The 25,770-nt window shown below is 29.9% G+C and carries 30 protein-coding genes; 9 read left to right on the top strand and 21 right to left on the bottom strand.

Going from position 1 to position 25,770, the window contains the following annotated elements; all coding sequences use genetic code 11:
* Window positions 1-102: 102 nt before the first annotated feature.
* The 12 genes from I6U48_RS00880 to I6U48_RS00825 all read right to left on the bottom strand — a co-directional run bounded on the left by I6U48_RS00880 (window position 103) and on the right by I6U48_RS00825 (window position 11,908).
* Window positions 103-300 carry a hypothetical protein gene (locus I6U48_RS00880; RefSeq protein ID WP_218318511.1) on the bottom strand — a complete coding sequence of 66 codons (198 nt, stop codon included), beginning with the start codon at window positions 298-300 and terminating at the stop codon, window positions 103-105.
* 56 nt (window positions 301-356) lie between these two features.
* A complete protein-coding gene (locus I6U48_RS00875; protein ID WP_218318510.1) occupies window positions 357-3,086 on the bottom strand; it encodes an AAA family ATPase in 2,730 nt (909 codons plus the stop codon).
* A gap of 2 nt (window positions 3,087-3,088) precedes the next feature.
* A complete protein-coding gene (locus tag I6U48_RS00870) occupies window positions 3,089-3,697 on the bottom strand; it encodes a hypothetical protein (RefSeq protein ID WP_218318509.1) in 609 nt (202 codons plus the stop codon).
* Between the two features lie 5 nt (window positions 3,698-3,702).
* A complete protein-coding gene (locus tag I6U48_RS00865; protein WP_218318508.1) occupies window positions 3,703-5,250 on the bottom strand; it encodes a hypothetical protein in 1,548 nt (515 codons plus the stop codon).
* Between the two features lie 83 nt (window positions 5,251-5,333).
* Window positions 5,334-5,669 carry a leucine-rich repeat domain-containing protein gene (locus I6U48_RS00860; protein WP_376774501.1) on the bottom strand — a complete coding sequence of 112 codons (336 nt, stop codon included), beginning with the start codon at window positions 5,667-5,669 and terminating at the stop codon, window positions 5,334-5,336.
* Window positions 5,666-6,298 (bottom strand): hypothetical protein, encoded by a 633-nt coding sequence (locus I6U48_RS00855; RefSeq protein ID WP_218318507.1) that lies wholly within the window; start codon window positions 6,296-6,298, stop codon window positions 5,666-5,668. Before I6U48_RS00855 ends, I6U48_RS00860 begins: the two co-directional genes overlap by 4 nt.
* Before the next feature lie 319 nt (window positions 6,299-6,617).
* Window positions 6,618-7,907, bottom strand: a complete 1,290-nt coding sequence (dnaB, locus tag I6U48_RS00850; RefSeq protein ID WP_218318506.1) for a replicative DNA helicase — start codon at window positions 7,905-7,907, stop codon at window positions 6,618-6,620.
* Between the two features lie 11 nt (window positions 7,908-7,918).
* On the bottom strand, window positions 7,919-8,806 hold the full coding sequence (locus tag I6U48_RS00845; RefSeq protein ID WP_218318505.1) for a DnaD domain protein: 888 nt from the start codon (window positions 8,804-8,806) through the stop codon (window positions 7,919-7,921).
* On the bottom strand, window positions 8,793-9,413 hold the full coding sequence (locus tag I6U48_RS00840) for a sigma-70 family RNA polymerase sigma factor (RefSeq protein WP_312890827.1): 621 nt from the start codon (window positions 9,411-9,413) through the stop codon (window positions 8,793-8,795). The genes I6U48_RS00845 and I6U48_RS00840 overlap by 14 nt, the downstream gene beginning before the upstream one ends.
* Window positions 9,414-9,663: 250 nt before the next feature.
* Window positions 9,664-10,290, bottom strand: coding sequence for a sigma-70 RNA polymerase sigma factor region 4 domain-containing protein (locus I6U48_RS00835; RefSeq protein WP_218318503.1), 627 nt, complete (start codon window positions 10,288-10,290; stop codon window positions 9,664-9,666).
* A gap of 464 nt (window positions 10,291-10,754) precedes the next feature.
* Window positions 10,755-11,336: a flavodoxin family protein gene (locus tag I6U48_RS00830; RefSeq protein ID WP_218318502.1), complete on the bottom strand. Its 582-nt coding sequence runs from the start codon at window positions 11,334-11,336 to the stop codon at window positions 10,755-10,757.
* A gap of 137 nt (window positions 11,337-11,473) precedes the next feature.
* On the bottom strand, window positions 11,474-11,908 hold the full coding sequence (locus I6U48_RS00825; protein ID WP_218318501.1) for a nuclear transport factor 2 family protein: 435 nt from the start codon (window positions 11,906-11,908) through the stop codon (window positions 11,474-11,476).
* A gap of 159 nt (window positions 11,909-12,067) precedes the next feature.
* Between I6U48_RS00825 and I6U48_RS00820 the strand changes: the two genes are divergently transcribed.
* The 5 genes from I6U48_RS00820 (at window position 12,068) to I6U48_RS00800 (ending at window position 15,373) form a co-directional block, all read left to right on the top strand.
* Window positions 12,068-12,712 (top strand): TetR/AcrR family transcriptional regulator, encoded by a 645-nt coding sequence (locus tag I6U48_RS00820; RefSeq protein WP_218318500.1) that lies wholly within the window; start codon window positions 12,068-12,070, stop codon window positions 12,710-12,712.
* Between the two features lie 394 nt (window positions 12,713-13,106).
* Complete coding sequence (locus I6U48_RS00815; protein WP_218318499.1) at window positions 13,107-13,514, top strand: RrF2 family transcriptional regulator; 408 nt, start codon at window positions 13,107-13,109, stop codon at window positions 13,512-13,514.
* A gap of 244 nt (window positions 13,515-13,758) precedes the next feature.
* Window positions 13,759-14,286: a class I SAM-dependent methyltransferase gene (locus tag I6U48_RS00810; RefSeq protein WP_218318498.1), complete on the top strand. Its 528-nt coding sequence runs from the start codon at window positions 13,759-13,761 to the stop codon at window positions 14,284-14,286.
* Window positions 14,287-14,349: 63 nt separating this feature from the next.
* Complete coding sequence (locus I6U48_RS00805) at window positions 14,350-15,081, top strand: cell wall-binding repeat-containing protein (RefSeq protein WP_312890834.1); 732 nt, start codon at window positions 14,350-14,352, stop codon at window positions 15,079-15,081.
* Entirely contained in the window at window positions 15,026-15,373 is a 348-nt protein-coding gene (locus I6U48_RS00800; RefSeq protein ID WP_218318496.1) for a DUF5050 domain-containing protein, read from the top strand. Before I6U48_RS00805 ends, I6U48_RS00800 begins: the two co-directional genes overlap by 56 nt.
* Window positions 15,374-15,607: 234 nt before the next feature.
* Here I6U48_RS00800 and I6U48_RS00795 read toward each other — a convergent pair whose 3' ends face one another.
* From I6U48_RS00795 to I6U48_RS00785, 3 genes are all read right to left on the bottom strand, one after another.
* Window positions 15,608-15,757: a YvrJ family protein gene (locus I6U48_RS00795; RefSeq protein ID WP_218318495.1), complete on the bottom strand. Its 150-nt coding sequence runs from the start codon at window positions 15,755-15,757 to the stop codon at window positions 15,608-15,610.
* A gap of 19 nt (window positions 15,758-15,776) precedes the next feature.
* Complete coding sequence (locus I6U48_RS00790) at window positions 15,777-15,995, bottom strand: DUF2922 domain-containing protein (protein ID WP_218318494.1); 219 nt, start codon at window positions 15,993-15,995, stop codon at window positions 15,777-15,779.
* Window positions 15,996-16,210: 215 nt separating this feature from the next.
* A complete protein-coding gene (locus I6U48_RS00785) occupies window positions 16,211-16,435 on the bottom strand; it encodes a DUF1659 domain-containing protein (RefSeq protein ID WP_218318493.1) in 225 nt (74 codons plus the stop codon).
* 162 nt (window positions 16,436-16,597) lie between these two features.
* Here I6U48_RS00785 and I6U48_RS00780 point away from each other — a divergent pair, with 162 nt between their 5' ends.
* Together I6U48_RS00780 and I6U48_RS00775 are read left to right on the top strand one after the other, a co-directional pair.
* Entirely contained in the window at window positions 16,598-17,092 is a 495-nt protein-coding gene (locus I6U48_RS00780; protein ID WP_218318492.1) for a ferritin family protein, read from the top strand.
* A gap of 32 nt (window positions 17,093-17,124) precedes the next feature.
* The gene (locus I6U48_RS00775) at window positions 17,125-18,870 is read left to right on the top strand and encodes a diguanylate cyclase (RefSeq protein WP_218318491.1); all 1,746 of its coding nucleotides are present in this window, start codon (window positions 17,125-17,127) and stop codon (window positions 18,868-18,870) included.
* 273 nt (window positions 18,871-19,143) lie between these two features.
* On the opposite strand, the gene I6U48_RS29985 is transcribed toward I6U48_RS00775, so the two are convergent.
* Together I6U48_RS29985 and I6U48_RS00765 are read right to left on the bottom strand one after the other, a co-directional pair.
* On the bottom strand, window positions 19,144-19,452 hold the full coding sequence (locus I6U48_RS29985; RefSeq protein WP_376774500.1) for a GyrI-like domain-containing protein: 309 nt from the start codon (window positions 19,450-19,452) through the stop codon (window positions 19,144-19,146).
* A 190-nt stretch (window positions 19,453-19,642) separates the two neighbouring features.
* The gene (locus tag I6U48_RS00765) at window positions 19,643-19,954 is read right to left on the bottom strand and encodes a YjcN family protein (protein WP_218318490.1); all 312 of its coding nucleotides are present in this window, start codon (window positions 19,952-19,954) and stop codon (window positions 19,643-19,645) included.
* A gap of 362 nt (window positions 19,955-20,316) precedes the next feature.
* Here I6U48_RS00765 and I6U48_RS00760 point away from each other — a divergent pair, with 362 nt between their 5' ends.
* Entirely contained in the window at window positions 20,317-20,754 is a 438-nt protein-coding gene (locus I6U48_RS00760; protein WP_218318489.1) for a flavodoxin family protein, read from the top strand.
* 129 nt (window positions 20,755-20,883) lie between these two features.
* On the top strand, window positions 20,884-21,447 hold the full coding sequence (locus tag I6U48_RS00755) for a flavin reductase family protein (protein WP_218318488.1): 564 nt from the start codon (window positions 20,884-20,886) through the stop codon (window positions 21,445-21,447).
* Between the two features lie 269 nt (window positions 21,448-21,716).
* Here the strand turns inward: I6U48_RS00755 and I6U48_RS00750 are convergent, their stop codons facing one another.
* The 4 genes from I6U48_RS00750 to I6U48_RS00735 form a co-directional block, all read right to left on the bottom strand.
* Entirely contained in the window at window positions 21,717-22,598 is an 882-nt protein-coding gene (locus tag I6U48_RS00750; RefSeq protein WP_218318487.1) for a VOC family protein, read from the bottom strand.
* A 334-nt stretch (window positions 22,599-22,932) separates the two neighbouring features.
* Window positions 22,933-23,586, bottom strand: coding sequence for a polysaccharide deacetylase family protein (locus tag I6U48_RS00745; protein ID WP_312890832.1), 654 nt, complete (start codon window positions 23,584-23,586; stop codon window positions 22,933-22,935).
* Window positions 23,587-23,626: 40 nt separating this feature from the next.
* Window positions 23,627-25,063, bottom strand: a complete 1,437-nt coding sequence (locus tag I6U48_RS00740) for a HAMP domain-containing sensor histidine kinase (protein WP_218318486.1) — start codon at window positions 25,061-25,063, stop codon at window positions 23,627-23,629.
* Window positions 25,064-25,717 (bottom strand): response regulator transcription factor, encoded by a 654-nt coding sequence (locus tag I6U48_RS00735; protein WP_218318485.1) that lies wholly within the window; start codon window positions 25,715-25,717, stop codon window positions 25,064-25,066. It lies immediately after the preceding gene.
* Window positions 25,718-25,770 lie beyond the last annotated feature (53 nt).

Here is a 25,770-nt window from a genome sequence, read left to right as displayed (position 1 = left end):
TGCAAAAAATTCAATTTTCCTGTATTACTTAACAAAAACAAGAATACCATATTTAAAGCATTATTAACTGTACCCAATAATTTACCAAGCCCTTTCTGTAAATTATTGTTTGTATCTTTTATTATGTATAGCATTAATTCTCTTATCTATCATACCCATGTTTCCATCCATTACAGTTGTAAATCTTAAAAATGTTATGTCTTGTTTTACAGCAAAACATATTGTTAGCAAGCACAACAGGCTGTACAAAAAATTTTCCCTAAACTTGATACTGTCTCCAACAGTACTAGATGGACTCAAATATTTGCCTTGCTAAAGCTTCATCTGACATACATTAATTTATTACTACATAAACCTTACTGTATTATAGGACCTTCACTTCCATAACTTTCAAAATTAATTATCTTATATTTTTTATTTCTCATTTTTATCATCAATAATTTTGCAAAATTAGAGTCATGTGTTGATAAGATAATATCATTTTTAAAATCATCTGAGTCTATAAAACATCTCATCAAATCTATAAAAGATAAAATATTAATGTCATCCATGCTTTGTATTGGATCATCCAGGTATAACTGATTGAATTTAACACTATTTTGATTCATTGATAATCCTAGGAAAATGCTTAATGCAAGTACATTTAATTGAGCTGAACTAAATATATGGTCTAAATACATGTTCTCATTTTCTTGTGAAACTATATTGGTCATCTTAGTTCCACCTGAACCGCTCTCATATTTAAACTCCAATTTTTTAAAATATGGGTGTGGACTGATTTTATCATAAATCCATTGAATTGATACATTAGACTGCATTAATTCTTTCAGTTTACTTTCTTGTAACTTAGATGCACGTCCATTAATAATGTTCATATCATTTTGGTAATCTGTATATTTTTGTAATTCATCATTTAAATCTTTTTCATTTTTACTTTCATTTAAAAATGAATTTAATATCTTTTTATTAACTTCAGAAAATTTATATTTTTCAATTTCATTCATTAATTCTATAGTATTATTTATTTCCTTAATCTTTTCATTTAATTTTTTTATATCTGAATCATCACTATTTTTCAATTCTTCTTTTATCTCTGCTAATCGTTTATTCAATTCTTCAATTTTGCTATTATACTTATTAAATTTTTGAGAATAATTTTCTAACATTTTATCATATATATTTTTCTCTTTCATAATATCTTCATTATTGACTACGTTAATATTTTCATAATTAATCTCTTCACCAAATATATTTTTATAAGCTTTTTCATAAATATTTTTTAGTTCATTATTTTTCTTTATAACATCTTCATAATATTTTTTATGTTTTACTCTTCTATTTAATGATTTAGTTACATTCTCACATGCTATATCTATTATCTTTTCAAAACATGCTTTACTTTCATCTACATATTTTTCAGTGATTTTATATATTTTATTATTATATATATCCTTTAGATTATCTATTTCCTGTTTTTTCTTTGCAATTACCTTTTGATGTTCCTCTATATTTTCATTACCTGATTGAACAGTAATATTTATTATTTTAATCAATTGATTCTTTATTGATTCATCTTTATCGGATTGTACATTTAATTGTTTAAATGTTTCTGTAAAATCTTTATTTAAACATATAGGACAACACTTTATATCTTCATCTTTATTCTCTTCTAAATAAATTTTAATCTTATTTAATATTTTCTTGTAAGAATCTGACATATTAGATAAACCATCTATAATATTTTTTTCTTCATTAATTTTTTGAGATAACCTTTCTATATTTTTTATGTACGTATCATTTTTCTTCATTAATTTATTTATTCTTACTATACACTTAGCACATTCATTAATATAATTACCCTTTATAAAACAATTATATTCTTCTATTAATTTCATGATGTTTTTATATCTGTTAATGACATTATTAAAGATACTATCCTCAAGCTTTTGATTATTTTTTAAATTTATATCAACAATATTATTTTTTTCTACTATTAGCTTCTTACTTTTTGAATCCATCTCTTCATAATATTTTATATATAGTTCTAATATTTTTTCATTAGTACTTTCTTTGTTTATTAAATTTCTAATATCTATATCTTTAATAGCTTTCATATCAGCTACTTTTTTACCCTTAATAAATATTTTTGATATTAAAAATTTTTCAGTTAAGATCTGTAAATTGCTTATACTTTTATTTCTTTGATTTATAAGGCTTTCTTTTGATACCACTGAATTGTCTATAAAATCAGCATATTCATTAATAGTTTTATACTCTTTATCAAGATATTTAAACTTTAATTTATCTAAATATTTAAAATTTTCCTTAGCCTTTATTAATTTTTCAACTATACTTTTAACATTATTACTATATTCATCAAACTGGCCCCACCCATTTGCTGTAAATTGATCTTCAAGTTGTTTTTTATCTTTTTTGATATTTTCCAATTTCTCTTTTGATTTTCTTATAATTAAAGAAAGGCTACTATTACTTTTTGATTTTTCCACTATCTCATGCAATGTTGATAATCCCAATAAATTCATAAATTCTTCTGTTCTATCTGATGGGCTTTTCGCTCTTAAAATACGATTAATGTTTTCCTGACCAAGAAAATTTGTATTTAACAAATTTTCAACTTTAAGTTTTTTATTTTCGAAAAATATTTTATTTAATTGATTCTTATTTAGAATATTTTTTTCTCCATCAGTAAATTCAGACTCATATTTATTTTCATCCAATGATGAGCATTTAGTTTTTCTTATAACTTTAGTTCCATTATCAAACTTTAAACATACTTCTACTTCTCTATTCTTATCTTTTTCTGTATTATTTAAAAACTTTAAATAATGACTTTTCTTCAAATTACTTTTCATAAGTATTTTTTCTTTATCTTCTATTCTGCTTAAATTATCAGTTAAGCACCACTCAATGGCATCAAAAAAGCTTGTCTTTCCAAACCCATTATACCCACTAAATATTATAAATTTATATCTATCTAAATCGACAAATCTATAATATCCTTCACTATCTTTGGGATTTTCACCATACCCCCTAAAATTTTTTATATATACTTCACTTATTTTCACTACTACACCTCCTTATCATTGTTTTTTACTTCTTTTATTATCTTATTTAAATACTTATTCATATCCTCAAATGATTTTAGTTCAGTATTTTTTAAATATTTGCCATCATCAGAAGTTGTAAGTTCTTTAAATAAATCTTCTTCATTAATTCCTTTATTATTAATAATTATTGATTTTAATTTTTTTGTAGGTTCTAAAATTTCTTGTATTTTCATGCTAATTTTCTTTAAGTTACAGTCTTCTAATATTATTTTTCTAGCAATTAGGCGATTTCTTTCAATTCTGCTTACATCCTCTTTTTTAAATTTATCTTTATTATCAGTTAACCAATGAACTCCTATTATATAAACATCCCACAATATAGCTCTTAAATCTAATATCTTCTTTTCATTATCTTTATCCGAACTAATAGTATATAACTTTATAAAATCGTCACTATTTAATTTACCAGATAAAATAGAAGCATCCTCTACTATGCTATCTATGTTCTCATCATCTTTAAATAATTTTAGAATAACAATCTTATCACTGATTGTTATTAGATATAAATCCTTATTTTCGATTTCTAATTCATTGATGATATAATTCTTTTGTCTCAAATCATTAATCAAATATTCTATTTTTTACACCCCCTACAACATAGAAAACTATGTATATTATCTAAAGTATCTTCATCTTTGTCAGTTAAGTATATACAAGCACTACATCTATAATTAATACTTTTATATAATGCAATTTCTTTTTCTAAGTTTTCATCTGTTGCTGCTATATCTAATACACAATTTAAGCTATCTTCTTTTTTTTTACATGGGTTCTCGTTAGAACCAAAATCAGCTTGAAATATAACAATTTGATTTGGATCAATTGAATATTTTTGATTTGTGCTATCATAAAACACTTGTATTATAGCTCTAAAATTTCTATAAGATGGAGGGCATGCTTTAAATGAATAATTTAATAAATCTTTTATGAATACATTATCTAAAGATTTATTATTATCTATAAAAAATGATATATCGTCTATATTTATGTTTTTATAAACTGATAAAATTGTCAATTGATTGATTAATTTTAAAATAACCTCAAATGAATCAAAGTCCTTAAGTGTATATATAAAAATAAATTTATTGTATCTATCAACATCTATAATCTTATTTAAAAATAATTGTTGAATTTCACTACGTCTATTAATTAATTCTTGGACTCTTGCAGAATCTTGTGTCATTTCTACACTATCAATAAAATTTTTTTCTTCATTTTCTAATGCTCTAATTAAATTATTAATTTTTTCATTGTTTAACCAAGCTGCTTTTTGTACATTATAATTTTTTATACAATCCTCTAAGTCATCTTTAGAAAATTTTTTTAGTTCATTAAATGTATGATCACTTGGCAACTCTGTATTGTAAGTAATTATCATAAAGAATTTATCAATCATTAAATCTCTTATTTTATCATAATCATTTTCAGTAATTGATCTTTTATTGCGCTTACAAATTTTTTTCAAATTTCTATTTATATCTTCTTTAAGCTTTTTTATAGTATCAAGCTTTTTGGTATCATAAAAAGCGAACGATAATTTCTTACTAAATTCTTTATCTAATGTCATACTGTTTACTAAAGAATACTTATCTAATTCACTATCATCAATTTTTACATTAAATATCTCAGATTGAAGTCTATCCATATAGTATGGCTCTTTTTCTTCTTTACCATCTTTTTTAATAATAGAAGACTTATACTCACTATAATTTTTTTTATAATTGTTGACGTTAAAACAGCAATGCTTAAATAAACACTTTAGAATATACATATTCATTTCTTCTTCTGTTAACGATTTATTATTCCAATTATCAAAAAAATCTTTGTGATCTTTTGTAGGAGCAACATTTGTACTAAATTCTAGTGCTTCATCATCATGTGAATTTCTATAAAAATTATATATAGTTTTTATTATTTCACCATCATATCGTGCCATATTCTTTTTATGAAATTTTGCTTCTATTGATTTTTTTGTACCGCTCTTTATGACTCTTACATCAGCTTCTGCTTCTACCCCTACTGCTTCTAAATCAGGTGTATCACTAGTTAATTCTCTACATGCCAGTAATATTTGATAATAATAACCTGCTATAGATCCCGGTACATCAGTACTTTTACACAATTTTTTCCCTTCTTTCTCAAATTACTTATTACATTTTACATATACTGTCTATTTCATAACCGTTCTTCTATTAATTTCCCCCTTTAACAACTTTCAAATCTCGCATCAACCCTAACACATTTCATATTCTCAAACTTAGAAATTTCACTCTCCACATCCCCAAACTCGTTATTAACCATAGAAATATACTTTAATTCCCCCATATCCCTAATACTCTCCGGCAACTCCTTAATTTTATTATTATGAATCCCCATATACCACAAGTTAGTCAACTTACCAATCTCCTCAGGAATTTCCTCTATATCATTAAAGGCCACAAACATAATCCAAAGATTACTTAAATCACATATCTCATCAGGTAAAGCAGTTATTTTATTGTTGCTTAATACTAACACTGTTAAATTCTTAAGCTTACCTATATCTTTAGGTATAACTGATATAATTCTGGAATTTCATTTATAGTATCATCTTCCACAGAAAGCATCCGTAAATTTTTAAAGTTAACAATTTCTTCTGCCAGCTTATATAAATTCATATTATCAAAATTTAAAAACTTTGCTTCTTTATCCTCAAGCAACTGCTCTAAAGTTTTACTTTTATTTTCTTTTAGCTGTAAGTTAGGAACATAGTCTAAAATATTCTGCTTTTCCTCATCACATACATCAAACCAAGACATTTCTTCATGAGCAGTACTAACAAACCATTCATGATTTTTTTCATCTATAAAGCTTAAATCCATTGGCAACTTTGGATGGAGCCATGCATAAAGGGAATTAACTGTGTTTTGCAATATGGAAACTGTGTGGCTGTTACATTGAAAATAGTATATCATTGAACAGCCTCCACAACTCCTAGTTCCAGGCCAGCTATTATGCTTGATTTTTTTAATTAAATAAGGCTCTAGCTGAGCTAAAGCTTTAGAACAACTTTCTTCAACCTCAAGATAATTTAAATCAACTGCAAGTACAAACTGCAAACTCTGTCTTGCTGCATATTCAATTAACTTTTTATAGGTTTCACCTACAGGTTCTTCTTGTAATGAAATCATTTTTGATCATCCTTTCAGTGAGATATATTGTGCTTTTTCTATGAGTTTAATGAAAAATTTATATTTCACAAGCTTGGCTCTTTACCTATCAACCTATGCCACCATGTTATATAAATCTACTTTGTCAGTTATAATCTCCCTACTTTTCCATTATAATCATAACATAATATTACATTTTAATCCATATAAGTACCTAAAATGATAAAATTCCAATGTTTACTTAAATTAAGGAACACATTACTCCGCTACACTACGTAATGCGGACTTTCACACTAAGCTCAACCTTCGCTGACGCTCGGTTTCGCTAAGTGTTCAATGCCTACCAAATCCTCTGCACCTCCGGCACCCACCTAAACCTCACCACTCCTGTCTCTCCATTCCTGTTCTTCCCCACAATACACTCAATAATCCCCTTCTCCTCAGAATCCCTATCATAATACTCATCCCGATACAAGAGCATAACGACGTCGGCATCTTGCTCTATACTCCCTGACTCCCTCAAATCAGAAAGTATAGGCCTATGATCGCTCCTGGCCTCCGGTGCCCTAGAAAGCTGAGAAACCAAAATTACCGTTACCTCAAGTTCCTTTGCCATAAGCTTCAGTTCTCTTGTAATTTTAGCAATCTCAACATTTCTATTTTCCGCAGCCTTCACACCTTCAATAAGCTGGAGATGGTCTATTACAACTATGTCCAGTCCTCTTTTTATCTTCAGCTTTCTGCACTCACTTTTTATAAGACTTAATTTAAAAATTTTATTATAGATTTTCATATTGGAACCTGCAAAAACTGATGCAGCTTTTGTTACCGCACACCACTGCCTGTCCGTTAACTCTGCATTTTTTATTTTATCCATGAAAATTCCCGTATATATGGCTAGTACCCTATCTATAACTTGTACTGGTCCCATCTCTAAATTAAAGAATGCCACTTTTGCCTCTTCTTTAAAAACAGAATTTAAAATTATATTAAGAACTGTAGCAGTCTTTCCCATAGAAGGTCTTCCTGCCAGTATTACTAGCTCCTCCTTTTGCAGTCCTCCAAGGGTTTTATCTAAAATTTTGTAACCTGTTTTTATACCCTGGATAGCTCCACCTTTTTCATATCTGGCCTGCAGAGTGTCCATATATTTGTCCATAATAGGCAGCATTTCTCCAGTGTCTTTTGTTTCTGATGCATCTAGTTTCATAAGGGAATTCTGAGCGTAATCTATTATATCTTCCGTGGAATCTTCAGCTTTTTTGAGTTTATCCAGAGAACTTTCAAGAATTTTCATAAGCTCTCTGTAGTTTGATTTTTCCTTTACGATCTGTCCATATCTCTTTATATTTGTGGCTGTAACACTAGAATTTATAATCTCAGTTATATAGCTTACTCCGCCTATTTCCTTTAAAGCTTCGCCCATTCTATCACAAAAAGTCACGATATCAATAGGTATCCTTTTGTCGTGCATTTCCATTAAATTTTTATATATTATTTTATTCTTTGAGCTATAAAAATCCTTAGCTTTTATCAGATCCATCACTTCACATAAGCTGTCATTATACATAAATATAGATGCCAGCACATTTTTTTCCGCGTCAAGATTGTACATTTTTTCTATATTCAAAATGCCACCCCCTAATCCAGATATCTATAGGCTTCAGAATTGACTCTAGGCTTATTTCTTTTAAATTTTTTCATAAGCTCCTTCATTGTGGTAATGCCCTCTGCTGCCCAATTTTTTATAATGCTTTCAATGTATCCAATATGCTTTGCTTTATACTTAACTGCTTGTTTAATAGCTTTTATTATAAATTCCTCTTCGAAAGTCTTTCTCCATTCAATAAATTTTTCTATTTCATCTTTAGAGGCTTTCTTAATATTTTTGCTAAACTCTAAAAGAATTCTGCTTATACTTTTATTCGTTACTTTTTGTTTATTATAAGATTTATTTATATATTCTTCTTTTATTTCTTCTTCCCCTAGGGCCTTATAAGGGGCTTCAAAAGGGCTTGAAAGGCCCTCTTTATCTGCTTTTAAAGAATCCACTTCTTCACCTTCAGCTTCTAAAAAATCCTCCTCCTCTTTATTTTCAATTTTTAAACCATCAACTACAACTCCATTAAAAATGTCTTTTACAGGATAGTTTCTTTCCAAACATATTGTATATAGTCTGCCTATAAATTCTTTATTTTTAACTTCCTTTAGTTCTTTATTGATACATAGAATTGTATTTCTGCTGTTTATAAAATTATATTTGCTCCAGTTTATTAGCATTATTTCACCAGTTTCTTCACAATAAGCAATTTTGTTGTTATCCATAAGCTTTTTTAATATTTTATATATGGTTTCCCATTCTAATCCAAGTTCTAACTCCATAAGCTTCTTTACTAATCTGTATATACCACATTGAGTGGTTCTTGGGTTTGTCATCAAATATGTATACACATACTTTTCAAGTGCTTCAAGTTCCAGTATAAATTCATCCTGCCAAAGATTTGTTTGAAGTTGTCTATATATTGCCATTAAAATCCATCCCCTCTAAACATTTTTTAAGCTTCCTAAGTGCTTTTTTCTTTCTATCTCCAGCTGTCTTATAATATATCCCCTTTAAACTTGCATACTCTCTTAGACTTCTCTTTTCAAAATAAAACCAGTAGATAATCTCTTTTTCCTGTTCATTAAGTTTTCTTAAGGCTTTAGCAAGCATAGCCTTTTCTTCTTTTTTAATCATCTCTTCTTCAATATCTTCATCCCCTGCTAAAACATCTATAAGCTCGCAGCCCTCATTATTAGAAGTATTTAGACTGCAGCATTTTGCATCTTTTACACTGCTCCTTATAAGTAAATACAAAGTTCTCCTTATTGTATTGAATACATAGGTAGTAAAAGCATTTTCTCTTTCTGTGTCATACATGTTTACAGCCTTGATTATTGATGCTTGTCCTATCTGAATAAGATCTTCCACCTCTTGGCCTTTTACATATATACTCCTGGCAGTTTTAATAACAAAAGGCGTATACCTCTTTATTACCTCTTCCATAGCAGTCCTATCCCCTTCTTTTGCCTTAAGAAGCAACCCAATTATTTCATCACCATTAATTTCAATCCCCTCCCTTACATAGATATTCACACCAGAAAGTTGACTTATACGCAGGTATATGCTTCCAAAGCTGAAGGCACATATAAAAACTTTTTAATCAATGTTAGCGAAGTATTTTAGAAAATCTTAGGACTTCTGATATGTTTGAGGTACGAGTTTATCAGATGTTCTTAGATTTTCAAAATACTAAGCTTTAGATTGATAAAAATTTTTTATAGTGCTGAAGCTTGGAAACATATACCGGAGTGTGAGTCTACTTTCGGCCGTGTTTATCTATAAATTAAGGTAAAACATAATCATCATAAGCACTGTTAATATGTAAAGCTTCCATTATCTTCTTAACTTTTTCTTTAGCCCTTATTAGTGCTCTCTTAACACTTTCGTACTTAACTCCTCTACGCTCAGCAAAAGCTTTTAAATCTCTGCCATAGATAAATTCCTTCAATAGCTCTATTTCATATTCAGATATTTTTCCACATAAGTACCTATCACAATTGCTTTCCAGAGTCATGGTACTCAGCAGCTGCTCTTCAAAATCTACAAGAAAAAGGTAATTCTTATAAGCTAAGTTATCTTCAAAATCTTCAAGAATATCTTCTTTACAGAGCTTTCTATGCTTTTTACTAATTCTAATTACTCTTTTGCTTACTGTTTCTGTAATAAAGTTAACTAACTCGCCAAAGGTGCGCCCTTTAAATCTTCTCGCGCAACTTAGAATCATTAAATTACATTCGGATATAAAATCCTCCATTAATAATCTGTACTCGTCCTTAATGTATTTTCTGTACAGATCTCTGATAAATTCCTTAAAAGCTAATATTAAGTTATCCAGATTATAAAACTTTTTACTTTTGATCCAGTTCAATATTTGATCCTTTTCTGTTTCAGTTAAAACTTTAATTTTCATTTTTTTACTCCTTTGCACTTTAATTTTGTCTATCTTTCCTTCTTTATTTATTTTTTTAGAAAGAAATATTTTATACCAATTGTTTTTAAAAACCTCTCTATTTATACAGGGCACATTTTTTACTGGAATTCGGACACGATTTTTAAAGCAAATTCTTTTATGATTATACAATTTGTGATATTAAATTTCGATTTTATTCCATTTCGTAATAATTCACCTATTTAAAGCTACATGCTGGTATATAATTACAAATTAAACTATTTTTTTCTTTAATTTTTTCACAGATATAATTTCCATTTTGTCGTAGGATTTTTGAAGATAACTCAAACAAAAAGATGGGTACAAGAATTTTTTAATTCTTGTACCCATCTTTTTAAACTGCATTAGATTTATTTATAATGCATGCTTACAAGTTCAGTTTTTCTTGGTGTAAGTTTAACTTTAAGTAGTGGCATGTTAGAAATTTATCTAACTAGATTTTCCCCATCCTTAAGTGCTCTCAAAGATAACTCCTCAAACTGTTCTATATTAGAATTAAACCTCTCAAGCTTTTCTGAATGAAAATCAGTAGTCCCACAGCAAAGAATACTATCTTCTAATTCCCAACCATATCTTGCAAAAATATTATTAACAGCTTTAATTCCCTCTGCGCCCATTTCAGGATTTGGGCTACCTTGAACAAATATCGATACTACCTTTTTGCCGGGATGTCTCGGCATAAAATTTTCCCCAACCATTGGAAATGTACGATCTAACCAAATTTTTGCTTGACCTGTAATTTGATAACCATAATTTGGAGAACCAAATACAATAGCATCTGCTTCGGTAATAGCCTCATACATTGGCTGCAAATAATCTTTAACCGCACAACCATCATGTGTACGGCAATAGAAACATCCTTGACAACCACGAATTCTAGAATCATTCAAATCAAATTCAATTATTTCAGCACCTTTAGATTTCGCTCCTTTTGCCACTTGTTCTAACAATTTTGTAGTATACCCACTTTTTCTTGGACTACCGTTGAAAATAACAACTTTTGACATCTTATATCTCTCCTTTTAAATACAAAGTTTTCTTAATTCAAGTTAACTATTTATTGAGTAGCTTAATTATAGTCAGTAATATATATCTCCTTCTGAGTCATTAAAAAAGATGCTATTATCTTTCAGAATGATTACTTTTATTTCTGTGTGAGCATAGTACAAAGTTCTGGCAAGCGATCGAGTATTTCGAAGGTATCAATAGGATTCCAGTAGTCATGCAAAGTTACAATTTCGCCATTATGAACCTTAAACATTTGGAGATACCTCCTCTGAAAAGGCTTACCGTTAGCTATAACTTCACCATACATGTCATACTCAGCTATAATAACTTCAGGGTCGGTTGTCTCATATATTGTCATTGATTTATATCCTATTGGTTTAAAAAGCGTAACCGGCACCGTCGCAAGATAATTGTGGATATTCTCTCTCCCCTGAACTAACCTCATTGATTTTTGCGTATGAAATGGCAATTCAAATATAGCGTCAGTTGCAAATAGATCAGAAAAACTGCTCAAGTCTTTGCTTAAAAACATAGATTGTGCAAGTTCAAAGATTTCTCTTGGACTTCTCATATTTTTATTTTTTTCATTCATAGTAAACACCGCCTTTAAAAATTAGATTAACATAAACGGAACTATAATTCCGCTTATGTTGATATTATACGGAATCATAATTCCGTTGTCAATATTCAATTTTTCAAGTAAAATTGAAAAAGAAAGGTGGTTATCTCAATGATAGATAAAGAGCACTCTGTGAACAAGGCATATACTACTCTACAGCCTAGTAATTCTAGTCTTGTCAATAACTCAAAATCATTGCGGGCGGATGCAAAACAGAATAGAGAGCAGATACTAGACGCGGCGTATAAGATTTTTGTAGAAAAGGGTCTGTCAATTCCTATAAGTGAAATTGCCCGTGAAGCTGGCGTAGGCATCGGTACCGTATACCGCCATTTTCCGAGCAAAGAAGCATTGCTTGAGGCAGTCTATCTTAGTTATAAGCAGCAGCTTACAGAAGAAGCTAAATCCCTTGTGAATAATACGGATCCAGGTAAAGCATTTTTTGATTTCTTTATAGGCATTATGGAAGATGGTTTTAACAACAAGGCTTTAAAAGATGCCTTAAATACCAAGATGACAAACTCTGATGTGCTACATGATTTTCAGTCGGCATTTGCTGCTCTTCTTATCCGAGCCCAGCAGGCCAAGGTGGTACGGGAAGATATAGATATAAAGGATTTAATTAATATTATGATGGGCTTTCTGCACGCTGTAGAACAACGTAGAGATAATCTGGATATCAGTCGATTCAATAAATTGATATCAATTGTTACTGATGGACTCCATTATAAAGATACCATTAATAAGTCAACGTAACTTTAAATGGTATTCAACATCTTTGAAGATATACATAATTCTTTCTTCTTACTCACTTGAGTAAGAACAACATCCTGCCGTCTGGAGCAAAGCAAATGAAATCATATATTATAAAACTAATACATGATATCGCAACGTATAAAAATAGTCATAAGATACAATTTGCTATTTTATGTCTTATGGCTATTTTAACTTTTACGGAAATAACTTATTCTTAGGTTTTAAGTATTAGTTAAAATATATTTTTCACTTGTTTTTGTATATGCACTTATAGGTTTCCACCCATCAAAAACAAAACACTTGTTATAGATAAATTTAGTTGTTGACAAGATCCATAGTTGACACTATAATCATAGACATAAAAGCTCTTTAATGTATTTTAGGTGGTGATTATTTGAAATATACGAAAGCAACTAATTATGCTTTGCACACAATTCTATTCATGATTGAACATGCTCAAAGTGAAAAACTTAGTGTATATACTCTTGCAAAGCACTTTAACGTATCTGATACATATCTTTCTAAGATACTAACTCAGTTAGTTAAAGCTGGTATAATAGATTCAACTTCAGGAGCAAATGGTGGATATTTTTTTAGTAAGAAAGTAGAAGAAATTTCTTTTATGGATATTATCAATGCAGTGGAAGGAAACTTTGCTTTATTTAAATGTGAATTTAACGAAAGTAAATGTCCTATTCATAAAGTAATGGCAGATGCTGAGAAACTAATGGAAGGTTATCTGCAAAGCAAAAAAATATATGAACTAGCTCACGAAGAAAACTTTGAAATTAATGAAGAATAGTCATTTATATTACTTCGATTAAGTCCTAATAGGGCTTGATACTTTAATTACAGACATAAAACATCTTTAATGTATTTTATAAAAAAGTAAAATATTCACTATCTAAAAACTCAGAAATTAATCTTAATAGGGTTTGTTATTCTAATTAAGGATATAAAACATCCTTAATGTACTTTATAAGAAAAGAAAATATTTACTATCTAAGAACTTAAGAAACTTAAATTAAATAAGGAGGATTAACTTTATGCATGAAAATAATTTCACAGTGGAAACTATGATTTCTATGCTGGAACAGCGAGATATAACTGCTCCAATCAACGAAGAGTGTAATAAATTTAATATTAAAACCGGAGATATTGTAATTGACTATGGCTGCGGATCAGGTGGGTACACTAAAAAAATATCAGAATTGCTTGGTGAAAATGGCAAGGTTTATGCTGTTGATATTCATGAGCTAGCAATAGAATCAGTAAAGAAGAAAATTAATAAATACCAACTTACAAATGTAGAAACAGTGTTAGTAAAGAATATTAATGAAATAAGAGATACTGCATCAGATGTAATAATTGCTATAGACATGTTTCATATGGTTCAGGATAAAAATGTATTTCTAAAAGAATTATATCGCCTTATTAAGAAAGATGGTACTTTATTTATTAGCACACATCATATGACCTCAGAGGAGGTAGAAAGAATAATATTGGACTCTAAGTTATGGACAATACAGTGTGAAATAGATAACTGCTTAAAATGTATTCCATTGCTTAAATAGCTTTTTTATAAAAAGTAAGTAATAAATCTAAATCACAAGAGCATTTATTTTGGGGCATAATCTATAGGTTTAGGCTTTGCAGATTCAATATCCATTGCTCCAATAGCAGCTCAAAAGAATATGCCAATTCTACTAACAGATAAAGATACTTTCTCAGAGGATACTAAGAAATTCTTAAGTGATAATAGCATTGAAAAAGCTTATATTATAGGTGGTTCAGGGGTTATAAGTGACAATGTTGCTAAGAACTACCCTTCTCCAGAAAGAGTTTGGGGAATAGATAGATATGAAACAAACCTAAACGTTATAAATCGGTTTAATGGAACTGAAGCCAATAAAGTTTATGTAGCCTCTGGTGAGAACTTCCCAGATGCTCTATCTGGTGCGGCTCTTGCGGGAAAAGATTCTTCCTTCATTGTTCTAACTTCAACTTCTCCTGAAAAGGCAGCAAGAAGCCTTGTTTACAATGTTTCTAAGAAGACTCCAGATACAAACAATGTAATAATTTTAGGGGGAACAGGTGTAGTATCAGACAATGTTGTAAAGCAACTTACAACAAAGGATCTTGATTTCACCGGCAACGTAATTAATGGTGGAACTGTAATCTATGATAACGGCAACACATATTATTACAATGTAAAGAAAGCTGCATTTAATCAGTTAAGTACTAATGGAACTGTAAAAAAAGTCGCTGAAACCTCAGCTAAAGCCTTAAATGTAGTTGGAAATACTGCCTATTATGTTAAAAACTTCTCTGCAGAAATTCCAACCGGTAGACAATTATATTTACTATAGTGATCCTAGTGGTATTCATAGAATGAAAGATGATGGAAGTGAAGATACTTTGCTAGCTTCAATCAGCTATACGAATGGCGGAGTTTACAGCATCAATGTATTTAACGATCATATATATTACACAGTTACGGCTCCTGGGGATGCAGCTAACACTGGAATGTATAGAATGAATTTGGATGGCAGTAATATAACAAAGATTTCTGGTGAAAATGCAGGTTATGTTTTCGTTGTTCCTGGATGGGTTTACTACTATGGAGCAAACGGAGCAACAAAAGTACAGATTGATACTTAATTTTAGAGTAAAATAACAAAATGAGAGACTACAATTTGCATAAAAGTCAGATTCAAAAATCTATCCAGGATATGAGTAAGTATACTAACAGTATTATTGACAGCTCACAACGGGTAGAAGTGAAAGTGAAAAAATCCAACAATTAAAAGAAAGGCTTGAAAAAGCCAAACAATACATGGACTAAATTTTTAAAAAATACAGGCATAGGAATAATCTTGTTCCTATGCCTGATTCTTAATTTTCACTGGATCTATTTATTACATTGGAAAGATTGTTTATACTCTGCGTTAACACTTCAAGTCTGCCCTCTAATCTTACAAGCAGATATACAGAAACTGCTATCGGAAATCCAACATTACCTATAATGTTTAACAGATCATTCATAAGCTATCTTCCTTTAAGCTTATTTAACTGATAAATCAGTGCTGTTCTTATCAGTAACTTCTGCTGAATCCTTTGCCTTTAAGTCTCCCCCGCTGGTTGTAAATATACCCTTAGCGAGTATTACATCCATAGCATTCTTTACTTCTGCTTCAGTCACATCCTCCTTCACATTGTTCACCCTTATAGCAGTCTTTTTACCGGACTCGTTTAAAAAATTCATTACTAATGTTTTACTCATCTTTTCTCCCCCTTATTTTAACCTGGAATTTACATATATAGATATCTTTTGCTCATACTTATCTACATATGGATCATTAACTTACTCAAATAGTAAACTGCCTAAATCTAGCTCTAAAATTAATGATCTATATAGAGAACTGCACCAGATATTTAACATATACCGGAGCATAAGTTAAATATCGGTGGTGCTCCCCTATAATCACCAATTCTAAATTACGCGTTAACTATTCCGCTTTGATCTTCTCTTACAACTTCATCTAAAGTTTTTCCAAGAAGCTTGCCAACCTCTACAGATACATCATATATGTCCTGTTCTGTTGCTGTGGTTTTCACCTTTGAAAACCTCTGTGATTTTATTATTTCTTTTCCCTTGGCATCCACACCATCCTTATATTTAATTACTAGTGCAGTCTGCAGTTTTGTTGCTGTTGCAGCCATACTTATCAACCCCTTTCACTTAATATATATACAGTTCTTGTGGATATAGGTAGTTGCATTTTTATTTATTATAAAATTATTTGAAAATTCCAACATATAATGATATAATCTAAACAATAATAATTTTTTTAAAATAATTCTTATTGTTTAGGAGGTTTTTATATGAATAAAAAAGAAATTCAATTGATAAAACAAGCTATCATCAATGAAATTGAAGGTGCTGAATTTTACAAACTAGCAGCCGAAAAAGAAGGAGTTTCAGAAGAAGTTAAAAATGAATTTTTACACTTATCAGAAGAGGAACTGAAACATATCGAATGGCTTAAAGCGCTATTTGATAAAATTAAGAATGATAAAGAAGATGAATTTAACCTAGCTATGATTGACCCACTACCTTCACCTAAGATTTTTACTTGGGATAAGCTAGATAGAAAAAGTGCTAATATTGCTGTAGCAGTTTTAGGTATTGCACTACAGTCTGAGAAGACCGCCGTTGAATTCTATGAAGATGCTGCAAAGAATACTGAATTGAAAAAGGCTAAAGAATTATATAGTATTTTAGCAAATTGGGAAAGAAACCATGTAGAAAAATTTTCTAAAGAATATGAAAACTTATTGGAAGAATGGTGGTCAGAACAGAAATTTTCTCCATTCTAAAACTCTACAACATTTAAAAGGAGGTCAAACAAATGAATTTTGATTTGTATAAGAGTGTTTTAATGAATTCTCCTTTTGGATATGCCTACCATGAAATTATTCTTGACGAGAGTGGAAAACCTTGTGATTACAAATTTATAGAAGTAAATAAGGCCTTTGAAAAATTTACTGGATTAAATAGCTCGGATATACTAAATAAAAGAATCACACATGCACTACCTGAGATCCATAATGATTTATTTGATTGGATTAGTTTCTATGGTGATATTGCCTTAAACGGCGGTGAGAAGGAAATAGAACGATTTTCTGAACGATTTCAACGCTGGTACAGAATAAATGTTTATTCACCTAAAGAAAAGTTTTTTATAACTTTTTTTACTGATATAACCAAAGAAATGGAGCAACTATCTCTGCTGGACAAATTTTTCACGGTGAATCTTGATTTACTCTGCATAGCAGATACTTCTGGAAATTTTATTTATGCTGCAGCAAGAGATATCACTAATCAAATAAAATTACAAGAGGAATTAAAAGATCTCAATAATTTCAACAATTTAATTATAAATAATTCCCCCTTTGGTATTATAGTTTATGAGGAAAATGGCAAGGCAGTCATGGCAAATCAATCTAGTGTCTCAATTATTGGAGCTCCGAATATTGAAAATGTGTTAAATCAAAATTTCAAACTGATTCCAAGTTGGCATAGAAGTGGACTTGTGGATTCTGCTGAAGCTGCTTTAAAAAATTGGACAACAATCTATAAAAATATAAATGTGATATCATCGTTCAATAAATCAATATGGCTTGATACAGCTTTTGTTCCAATTACAATTCATAATAAACCTCATGTAATGCTTATTTTTATTGATGTAACGGAGCAAGTATTACAACATCAGGCATTGGAAGAAAGTGAAGAAAAGTTTAGACAACTTGCAGAAAATATCGATGAAGTATTTTGGATACGTACTGATAAAGAAATGCTTTATATAAGCCCTGGATATGAAAGTATATGGAATCGCAGCTGTGAAAGTCTATATGAGAATCCTAATTCATTTCTTGACAGTATCTATCCTGATGATAAGGAACTAGTATTAGAGGAACTTAAAAATAATGCTGACAATTTCAACTTAGAATACAGAATAATACGTGACGATGAAAATATTCGCTGGATATGGTCTCGTTCATTTGTTGTAAAAGATAAAGATAACACTTTAATTCGTAGGGTTGGAATTGCTGAAGATATAACGAGACGAAAATTACTAGAAGAAAAGATACAAGAAACTTGTATCCGGGATCCATTAACAAACATTTATAATAGACGATATATCTTTGAAAGACTGCAAGATATGATGAGTAAACACATTAGAGACGGAAGTATATTTTCAGTCGCAATTGTAGACATAGATCACTTTAAAAAAATAAACGATACCTATGGACATCTTGGCGGTGATTATATACTTAAGGAATTTGTTACTATTCTTGAAAACAGCATTAGAGTCTATGATTTGCTTGGTAGATATGGCGGAGAAGAATTTATATTAATATTCACAGATATTAATAAGGAACAGGCCTCTGTAATTATACAAAGAATATTAAACGATATAAGGAAAAAAGTATTTATTTATAATAAAAAACAAATTAATTTTACATTTAGCTGTGGAATTTCGGACGCATCTGAAGTACAGGATACAAATCCAATCATTGAAGATATAATTGAAACTGCGGATTTAAGGATGTATTCTGCCAAAAAAACTGGCCGTAATAAAATCGTTTATTAATAAAAATTATTACTCGAAAATTTCGTATTAAAATTAAGCAAAAGGTGGGTACAAGAATTTTTTAATTCTTGCACCCACCTTTTTTAAGATATTCTAATACTTTCTTATATAAAAATGGTTGAATTAAGGGATAAGTTAAATCATCTGGAATATTATCAAATAATTTAATTTCATTTATCTCGAAATCTGGTAAATTATCTAATGTTTCTACTTCTTCTGATTTTATATCATTTGTTATTTTAATTCCTTTTACTTCTTAATAGGAATCCAAATTTAACATCTGTAATCGGGCAAAGTCGAATCTCCTAAAGGATAAACCTCAAGTTCTGGTGCGCAATCATGCTGATATCCTGTAGACGGCAACCACTCTGTAAATATTCTTCTTGTAAGATCTTGTATAGCTTCTGGCAGTGCCCCAACTGATTCAAATACAGCCCAAGTTGCTGCTGGTATAATTGCCGAAACGTATCCTTCCGGAAGGTTATCTTTGATTTCCTCGACTCCTATCATATAATTAAACTCATCTTTGCCGAAATCCTTACATATACCTAGTACACCAAGCTTGCCTGCCTTTTCGCAAATCCACTGGTATAAACCATCTTTTGGGATTACGTATCCATCTATATATTTTATATACAGATAATCAAATTTAATTCCTTGAAAAATTAACTAAAAACACCCCAAAATTCTAACCTGAATAATGCGGTGTTCCAGTAAATTATTCGTTTTTTACAGTTGCGTCACTTCATAAGAATATTTTTTATCATTATATTTAGCCACCACCAGTACCATTAATATCAACATACCAATATTCAAATTCTCCAAAATACTTATACTTCTTTTCAAGGTGATACGAGTCTGGACCAATGCCAGGATTTCTACAAATGTACATAGTACCATATTGTGAATCAGGAATTGGCCTTTTAGAAATCTCTGTTTTAAATGCTTTTACAAAATAACCTCGAAAGAACAAGTCCGCTCTTATAACTCTTTCAACAGTTGAATGAGTAAAGATATCAAATCCAATATTAAGTATTATAAGAACAAAGCATATTAATATGATTACTATACATTTCCTTTTCAAATTTTAATCACCACCATAATACAAATTTTGTCATAATCAATTACAACTTCGGCCTAAACTTGTATAAATTATAGCATATTTGTAATATTATTACACGAAAATTTGTAATAAAGAAATAAGTATTTCTTTTTTTCAAGCACCGCATTTATTCAATTTTCAGTTTCAGTAGTTATGTCGTCTTTTTTTCATACTGTATTATATAATTAAGAATCTTCTAATTCATTACTCTTAAGCAAGATACAAGATTAAATTTATAAACTAGTTGGTTGATAAAGACAAATTAAGTCTATATAATAATTATACAACACGTTCTTATAGTCAAGATAATATTAGAAATGGTGCTTTAGAAAGGTGGAATTAGAATGAAAATAGCCGTTAGATATCAGTCCAGAGGTGGCAATACGCGTGCAGTGGCAGAGGTCATTGCTAAAACTTTGGAAATAAAATCAGCGCCGATTGATAGCCCGTTAGATGAAACGGTTGATTTACTATTTTTAGGCGGCGCTGTTTATGGATGGGATGCTGACCCGCAACTAAAAGAATATTTAGGGAAATTGGACTCTAAGAAAATCGGTGAAATTGTAGCTTTTTCTACAACTGGCGCTATGAAGAAAGCAATAAGCAGAATAACTGAATACGCTTACAAAGCCGGAATAAAGGTAAATGATAAACAACTATGCCTAAAATTAGGAATGCAGGGTCATGGAACGTTTGGGCGCGAAGGTGGTCATCTAACTGATGATCAAATAGAAAAAATAAAAGAGTTCACATCAGATGTCTTAGCTGGTTTTCAAGATTAAGATTATTTATTTTGGGGCGTGATCTATCTATATGATAACTCATAGAAAAGAAACAGTCTATATTTTTTTCAATTTATCCATATAATTATTATTGTTGCAACAAATAAACAATTTGATTGGAGAAAGAATATGATAAAGAAGAAAATAGCAAATATCCCTTTTGGACCATTTATTACAGTTTTAGCAGGGGCAATGGTTAATGGAAAGCCAAACTATGCCACACTAGGTGCATATGGTGTTGTAAGTGAGAAGCCTGTATTGTATATTTCATTGAAAAATTCCCACTATACAACTGCGGGCGTAGTGGAAAATGGATTCTTTAGTGTAAACATACCATCCTCTAAATCTATTGATAAGACTGATTTTTGTGGGTGCGTCTCTGGTAATAAAGAAGATAAATCGAATGTTTTTGATTCCTTTTATGATGATGCTGGAAATGCGCCAATGATAAAAGAATGTCCTGTAAATTATCTTTGTAAGGTAATACAGACAATTCCTATATTTGATTTTACGATGTTTATTGGAGAAATTATTGCAGTATATGCAAATGAAGACTGCTTGGAAGATGAAAAACCCAATGCTCTGAAAGTTAAACCAACAATAATGATGGGTTCAGGGTACTTTGATCTAAAGGATAGAGTTGGTTCGATATTTGAAACATACAGAAGAATGAATGCCACTGATTCTAAATAATAAGTTTATAGCTTACTTTCCATTTGTTAATGTATGAAAATAAGGAAGTCCGTAAGTAATTTTCATACTACCCCCGTAAAAAACTCCTCCTTAGCACTATTTAAAGCTCTTACTAAGGAGGAGTTTTTTATAAAATTCTATAAGCAAAATTATTTACATAAGCTTCAATAAGTCCCTCTGCCATATAACACATTATTGTTGACAACATTATGTCAATAATAAAAATTTATCTATAGAAGTATATATTATATCTTTATATAGATTAACATTTACCCTAATCGCGCCTTTTCAAGGGTAGCTATATCAAACTTCTTCATTTTTAGAAATGCCTCTGTTACACGTTTTACTTCTTCTTTTGTGCCTTTCATGAGCATTTCATTCATACTAGCAGGTACAATCTGCCAGGATACTCCAAATTGATCTTTGACCCATCCACACTGTTCAGCCTCTGATACAAAAGAAAGTTTATGCCAAAAATAATCTATTTCCTCTTGATTTTCACAAAGTACCATGAAAGAAAAAGCTTCATTAAAGGTAAAGTCCCCGCCAAAGCCATGATCCATAGCTATTAACTGGGTTTCCCAGATATTTACCTCTCCATAGTTTATTTTTGCCCTTGCATCCATTGCTTCTTCTGCTGCATAATGGTTTATAAACCCTTTTTTGGATTCTTCAAAAGTCGAAACATAATAGTCAATGGCATCTTCAGCCTTACCACATGCATCTCCAGCAAATAGTAATGTTGGACGTATTTTCTGATACTCTTCCATATTTTCAACTAGCATGAGCTGCCAGCTTAAGCCATACCTATCCTGTACCCATGCATATCGTTTACTGAAGGGATACTCGCCTAAAGCCATAAGTTCTGTGCCACCAGAAGACAGATTAGCATGTAATCTATTCACCTCTTCGATAGTATCACAAGCTACCATTAAAGAAACCGATGGGGTAAATGTAAAATACGGCCCTGCACTGATTGCTGAAAATCTAAGATTAGCAAGTTGAAAATCAATAAGCTCCGCATCTCCCGATGGGGTATCTGGAATCGTAGCGACGTTAATTATTCTCGAATTCTCAAACAAACTGACGTACCATTGGGCTGCCTGAGCAGCTTCCTTGTCAAACCATAAATGTGGAATTATCTTTTGCACAATATTGCCCTCCTTCTTTTTAGAATTCTATTTCAATTTTTGCTCACTAACCGCTCGAGCGTCTTGTATGGCACTTATTTTTCCTTATGTAAAACCTCTCTTAATTATTCTTGTCTATAAATCAGACATATATTAATATTACTATGAGCAGAAAAACAATTCAATCAACATTCATTACCTTCCGACATTTCTTCTCTATCGTTTAAATATTAATTACCCTAAAATATAAATCAAGGCTAGTTATCTAAGGTTAATATCAACACTTCTAAACTATATTATTACTTTAGCAAAATTATTTACTCCTATAGCTCATATGATATTTTTTAAGATTAGTCTAAGACAACGTTCTAAATTCATACCCTTGCCTTTTTAAGTACTCTATTATTTGAGGCAGTGCTTTAGCGGTTTCCTCTTTACCATATGTATCATGCATTAATAGTACCACCTTCTCTTTTGCTCCAACGCTTTTTATCACTTCATTCAAAAGTTCCGCTGCATACTTTTTACTGCCTTCTGAATCAAAATCGTAAGCATTCCAATCTATGCTGTACATTCCTTTTTCCTCTAACTTAGCATTAAATTCTTCTAAATTAGGATCGCTATAATATTTTCTTGACATATAACCTCCCGGCATTCTTAATACCCTTGTATTAAAGTCTTGTCCAACTATACTTTTAATTGCAGAGTTAGTTTTCTCTACTTCTTCCATAAAATATTCTACATCCGTCTTATTTTGAGGATATAGGCTTTTTAAATTGTGAGAATAAGTATGATTGGCCAATGCATGTCCTTCTTTGAAAATTCTCTTCACCAAATTCTTACTTCCCTCACTAGCATTTATCTCTTTCCCAATTAAACAAAAGGTAGCTTTAACATTATAATTCTTTAATACATCTAATATTTTGGGTGTCACCGTTACAGATGGACCATCATCAAAAGTAAGAAAAACTATTTTTTCCCCATCATTTTTCCCTTTATTATCTAATATATCTTTTACTTCTATTATTTATGTCCCCCTTAAAAAAAGTTTAAACACAGCTATTACTAAACAGTACTTTAAGTGTCGTACCTTTATTTATTTCACTTTGTATATAAATTTCGGCATTGTGAATTTTAGCAATTTCAGCACATAAAGAAAGTCCAAGTCCTACCCCATTATTATCTCTTGCTCTAGATTTATCAGCCATAAAGAATGGTTCAAATACCTTAGGTATATCTTCTTTCGGAATACCATGCCCATTATCTTTAACTTCTATTATTAAATTTGATTGCATGTCTCGATATACATTTAAAAAAACCTTATCACCATATTTCGATGCTTTAATAGAATTATCAATAAGATTTATAATTAGTACTTTTATTAAATCTCTATCCATTAATAAACTTAAATTTTCTGCTGAAATTTCTAAATGAATATTTTTCGATTTTAATTTGGGAGCTAAGGAATTTTTAATATCTGTTAAAAGATCTTCAATTCTTTCCAGTCTCATATTAAAGTCTTCTTTTCTCAAAATAATTAAATCCATTAACTTAGTAGATAATTTCTCTAATCTTTTCCCTTCTTCATATATATAACTTAATGAATCTATAAAAGTTTCTTCCTCATACTTATTAGTTCTAAGAAATTCAGCATAACCTATTATTGAAGTTAATGGAGTTCTAAGTTCATGAGCCAAATTATCAATAAATCTCTGTTTATCCTCTGAGCTTCTTTCAAGTTCCTTTATTTTATCTTCTATTACATCAGCCATCTCATTAAAATTTTTTGACAATTGACCAATTTCATCATCTGATACCAGCTTTACTCTCTCACTAAAATTTCCAGAAGATATTATTTTAGTAGACTTCATTAGTTTATTTATAGGATTTACTATAAATTTACTTAATGTTATGGCCACTATAACTATAATTACAGATATAAATATATTTAACTTCAGAAGAAGATTAAATAGATATTTACTATTGTTGTAAACCTTTGAAATATCCTTAACATAAGAAACCTTATAGTAATTGTTATCTAAATTAATTTTTTTTGTTATAAATAGATAGCTTTTTTTATTTACATCCCGTATTATATAATTCACTTTACCTTGTGATATATTTAATTCCTTCCTTTTATCAGATATACCAATTTTTAAATTACTAAAAATGACCTTATTACTTTCATCTATTACCTCTAAATATATTTCATGTTCTCCAAAGTTATTTAAATATGTATTAATCATTGAATCTATATTTTGCTTATCAATCTCAGTTTTATAGGCATTTGAAGCTTTTTGGATTCTAAGTAAAAATAGATTTGATTCTATAGCTGAGCAAAGTCTGCCTTGTTCACTTATTCCAGAATCAACTTCTGTATTAAAATTTAATTTAAAATTACTATTTATCAAATATATAGATGCAGGAATAAAAAATATTTCAAATATAATTAATATGCACAAAAATATCTTTTCCCAAAATTTCATTTATTCCTCCAACCTGTATCCTAGTTTAAACACAGTTTTAATTTTATCTTTCAAATCAAGCTTCTTTCTTAGCTTTTGTATATGATTATCTATAGTCCTACTTTCTCCAATATAATCATATCCCCAAATTTTCTCTATTAACTTATCTCTCGTTAGCACAACATTTTTATTTTGTACCAAAAATATTAACAATTCAAATTCTTTTAAAGTAAGTTCAATGTTTTCTCCACCTTTTTTAACAACCATTTCTTCTAAATGTATTTCTAAATCTTCAAAATTTATTATATTAGTCTTTTTGTTGTAGTGCCTTAGTACATTGTCAATCCTAGCCAGTAATTCTACTCCTTCAAAAGGTTTTGTTATGTAGTCGTCTGCCCCTGATCTTAAACCATAAACTTTATCTGAAACTGAACTTCTAGCAGTCAAAAAAATTACTGGAATACCTAAATGTTTAATCTTCTCAAACAAAGCAAATCCATCAATTTTAGGTAACATCACATCTAAAAGTATCAAATCAAAACTACTTTCTTCAAGTACTCTTAGTGCATCTTCTCCATCAAAAACTACTTCACTTCTATAATTAGCCATCTTCAGATTTAATTTTATTAAATTTGAAATAGGTAAATCATCTTCAACAACTAGTATATTTATCATTTTGTGCAATTCTTCCTCCTCCGTTTATATTTGTCAGATGGGATAAAAAACCC

Source organism: Clostridium thailandense, from assembly GCF_019207025.1.
In the GTDB taxonomy this organism is placed as follows: domain Bacteria; phylum Bacillota; class Clostridia; order Clostridiales; family Clostridiaceae; genus Clostridium_AM; species Clostridium_AM thailandense.
Note: the sequence above shows the minus strand (reverse complement) of the source record. Positions and strands in the feature narration are given on the sequence as shown.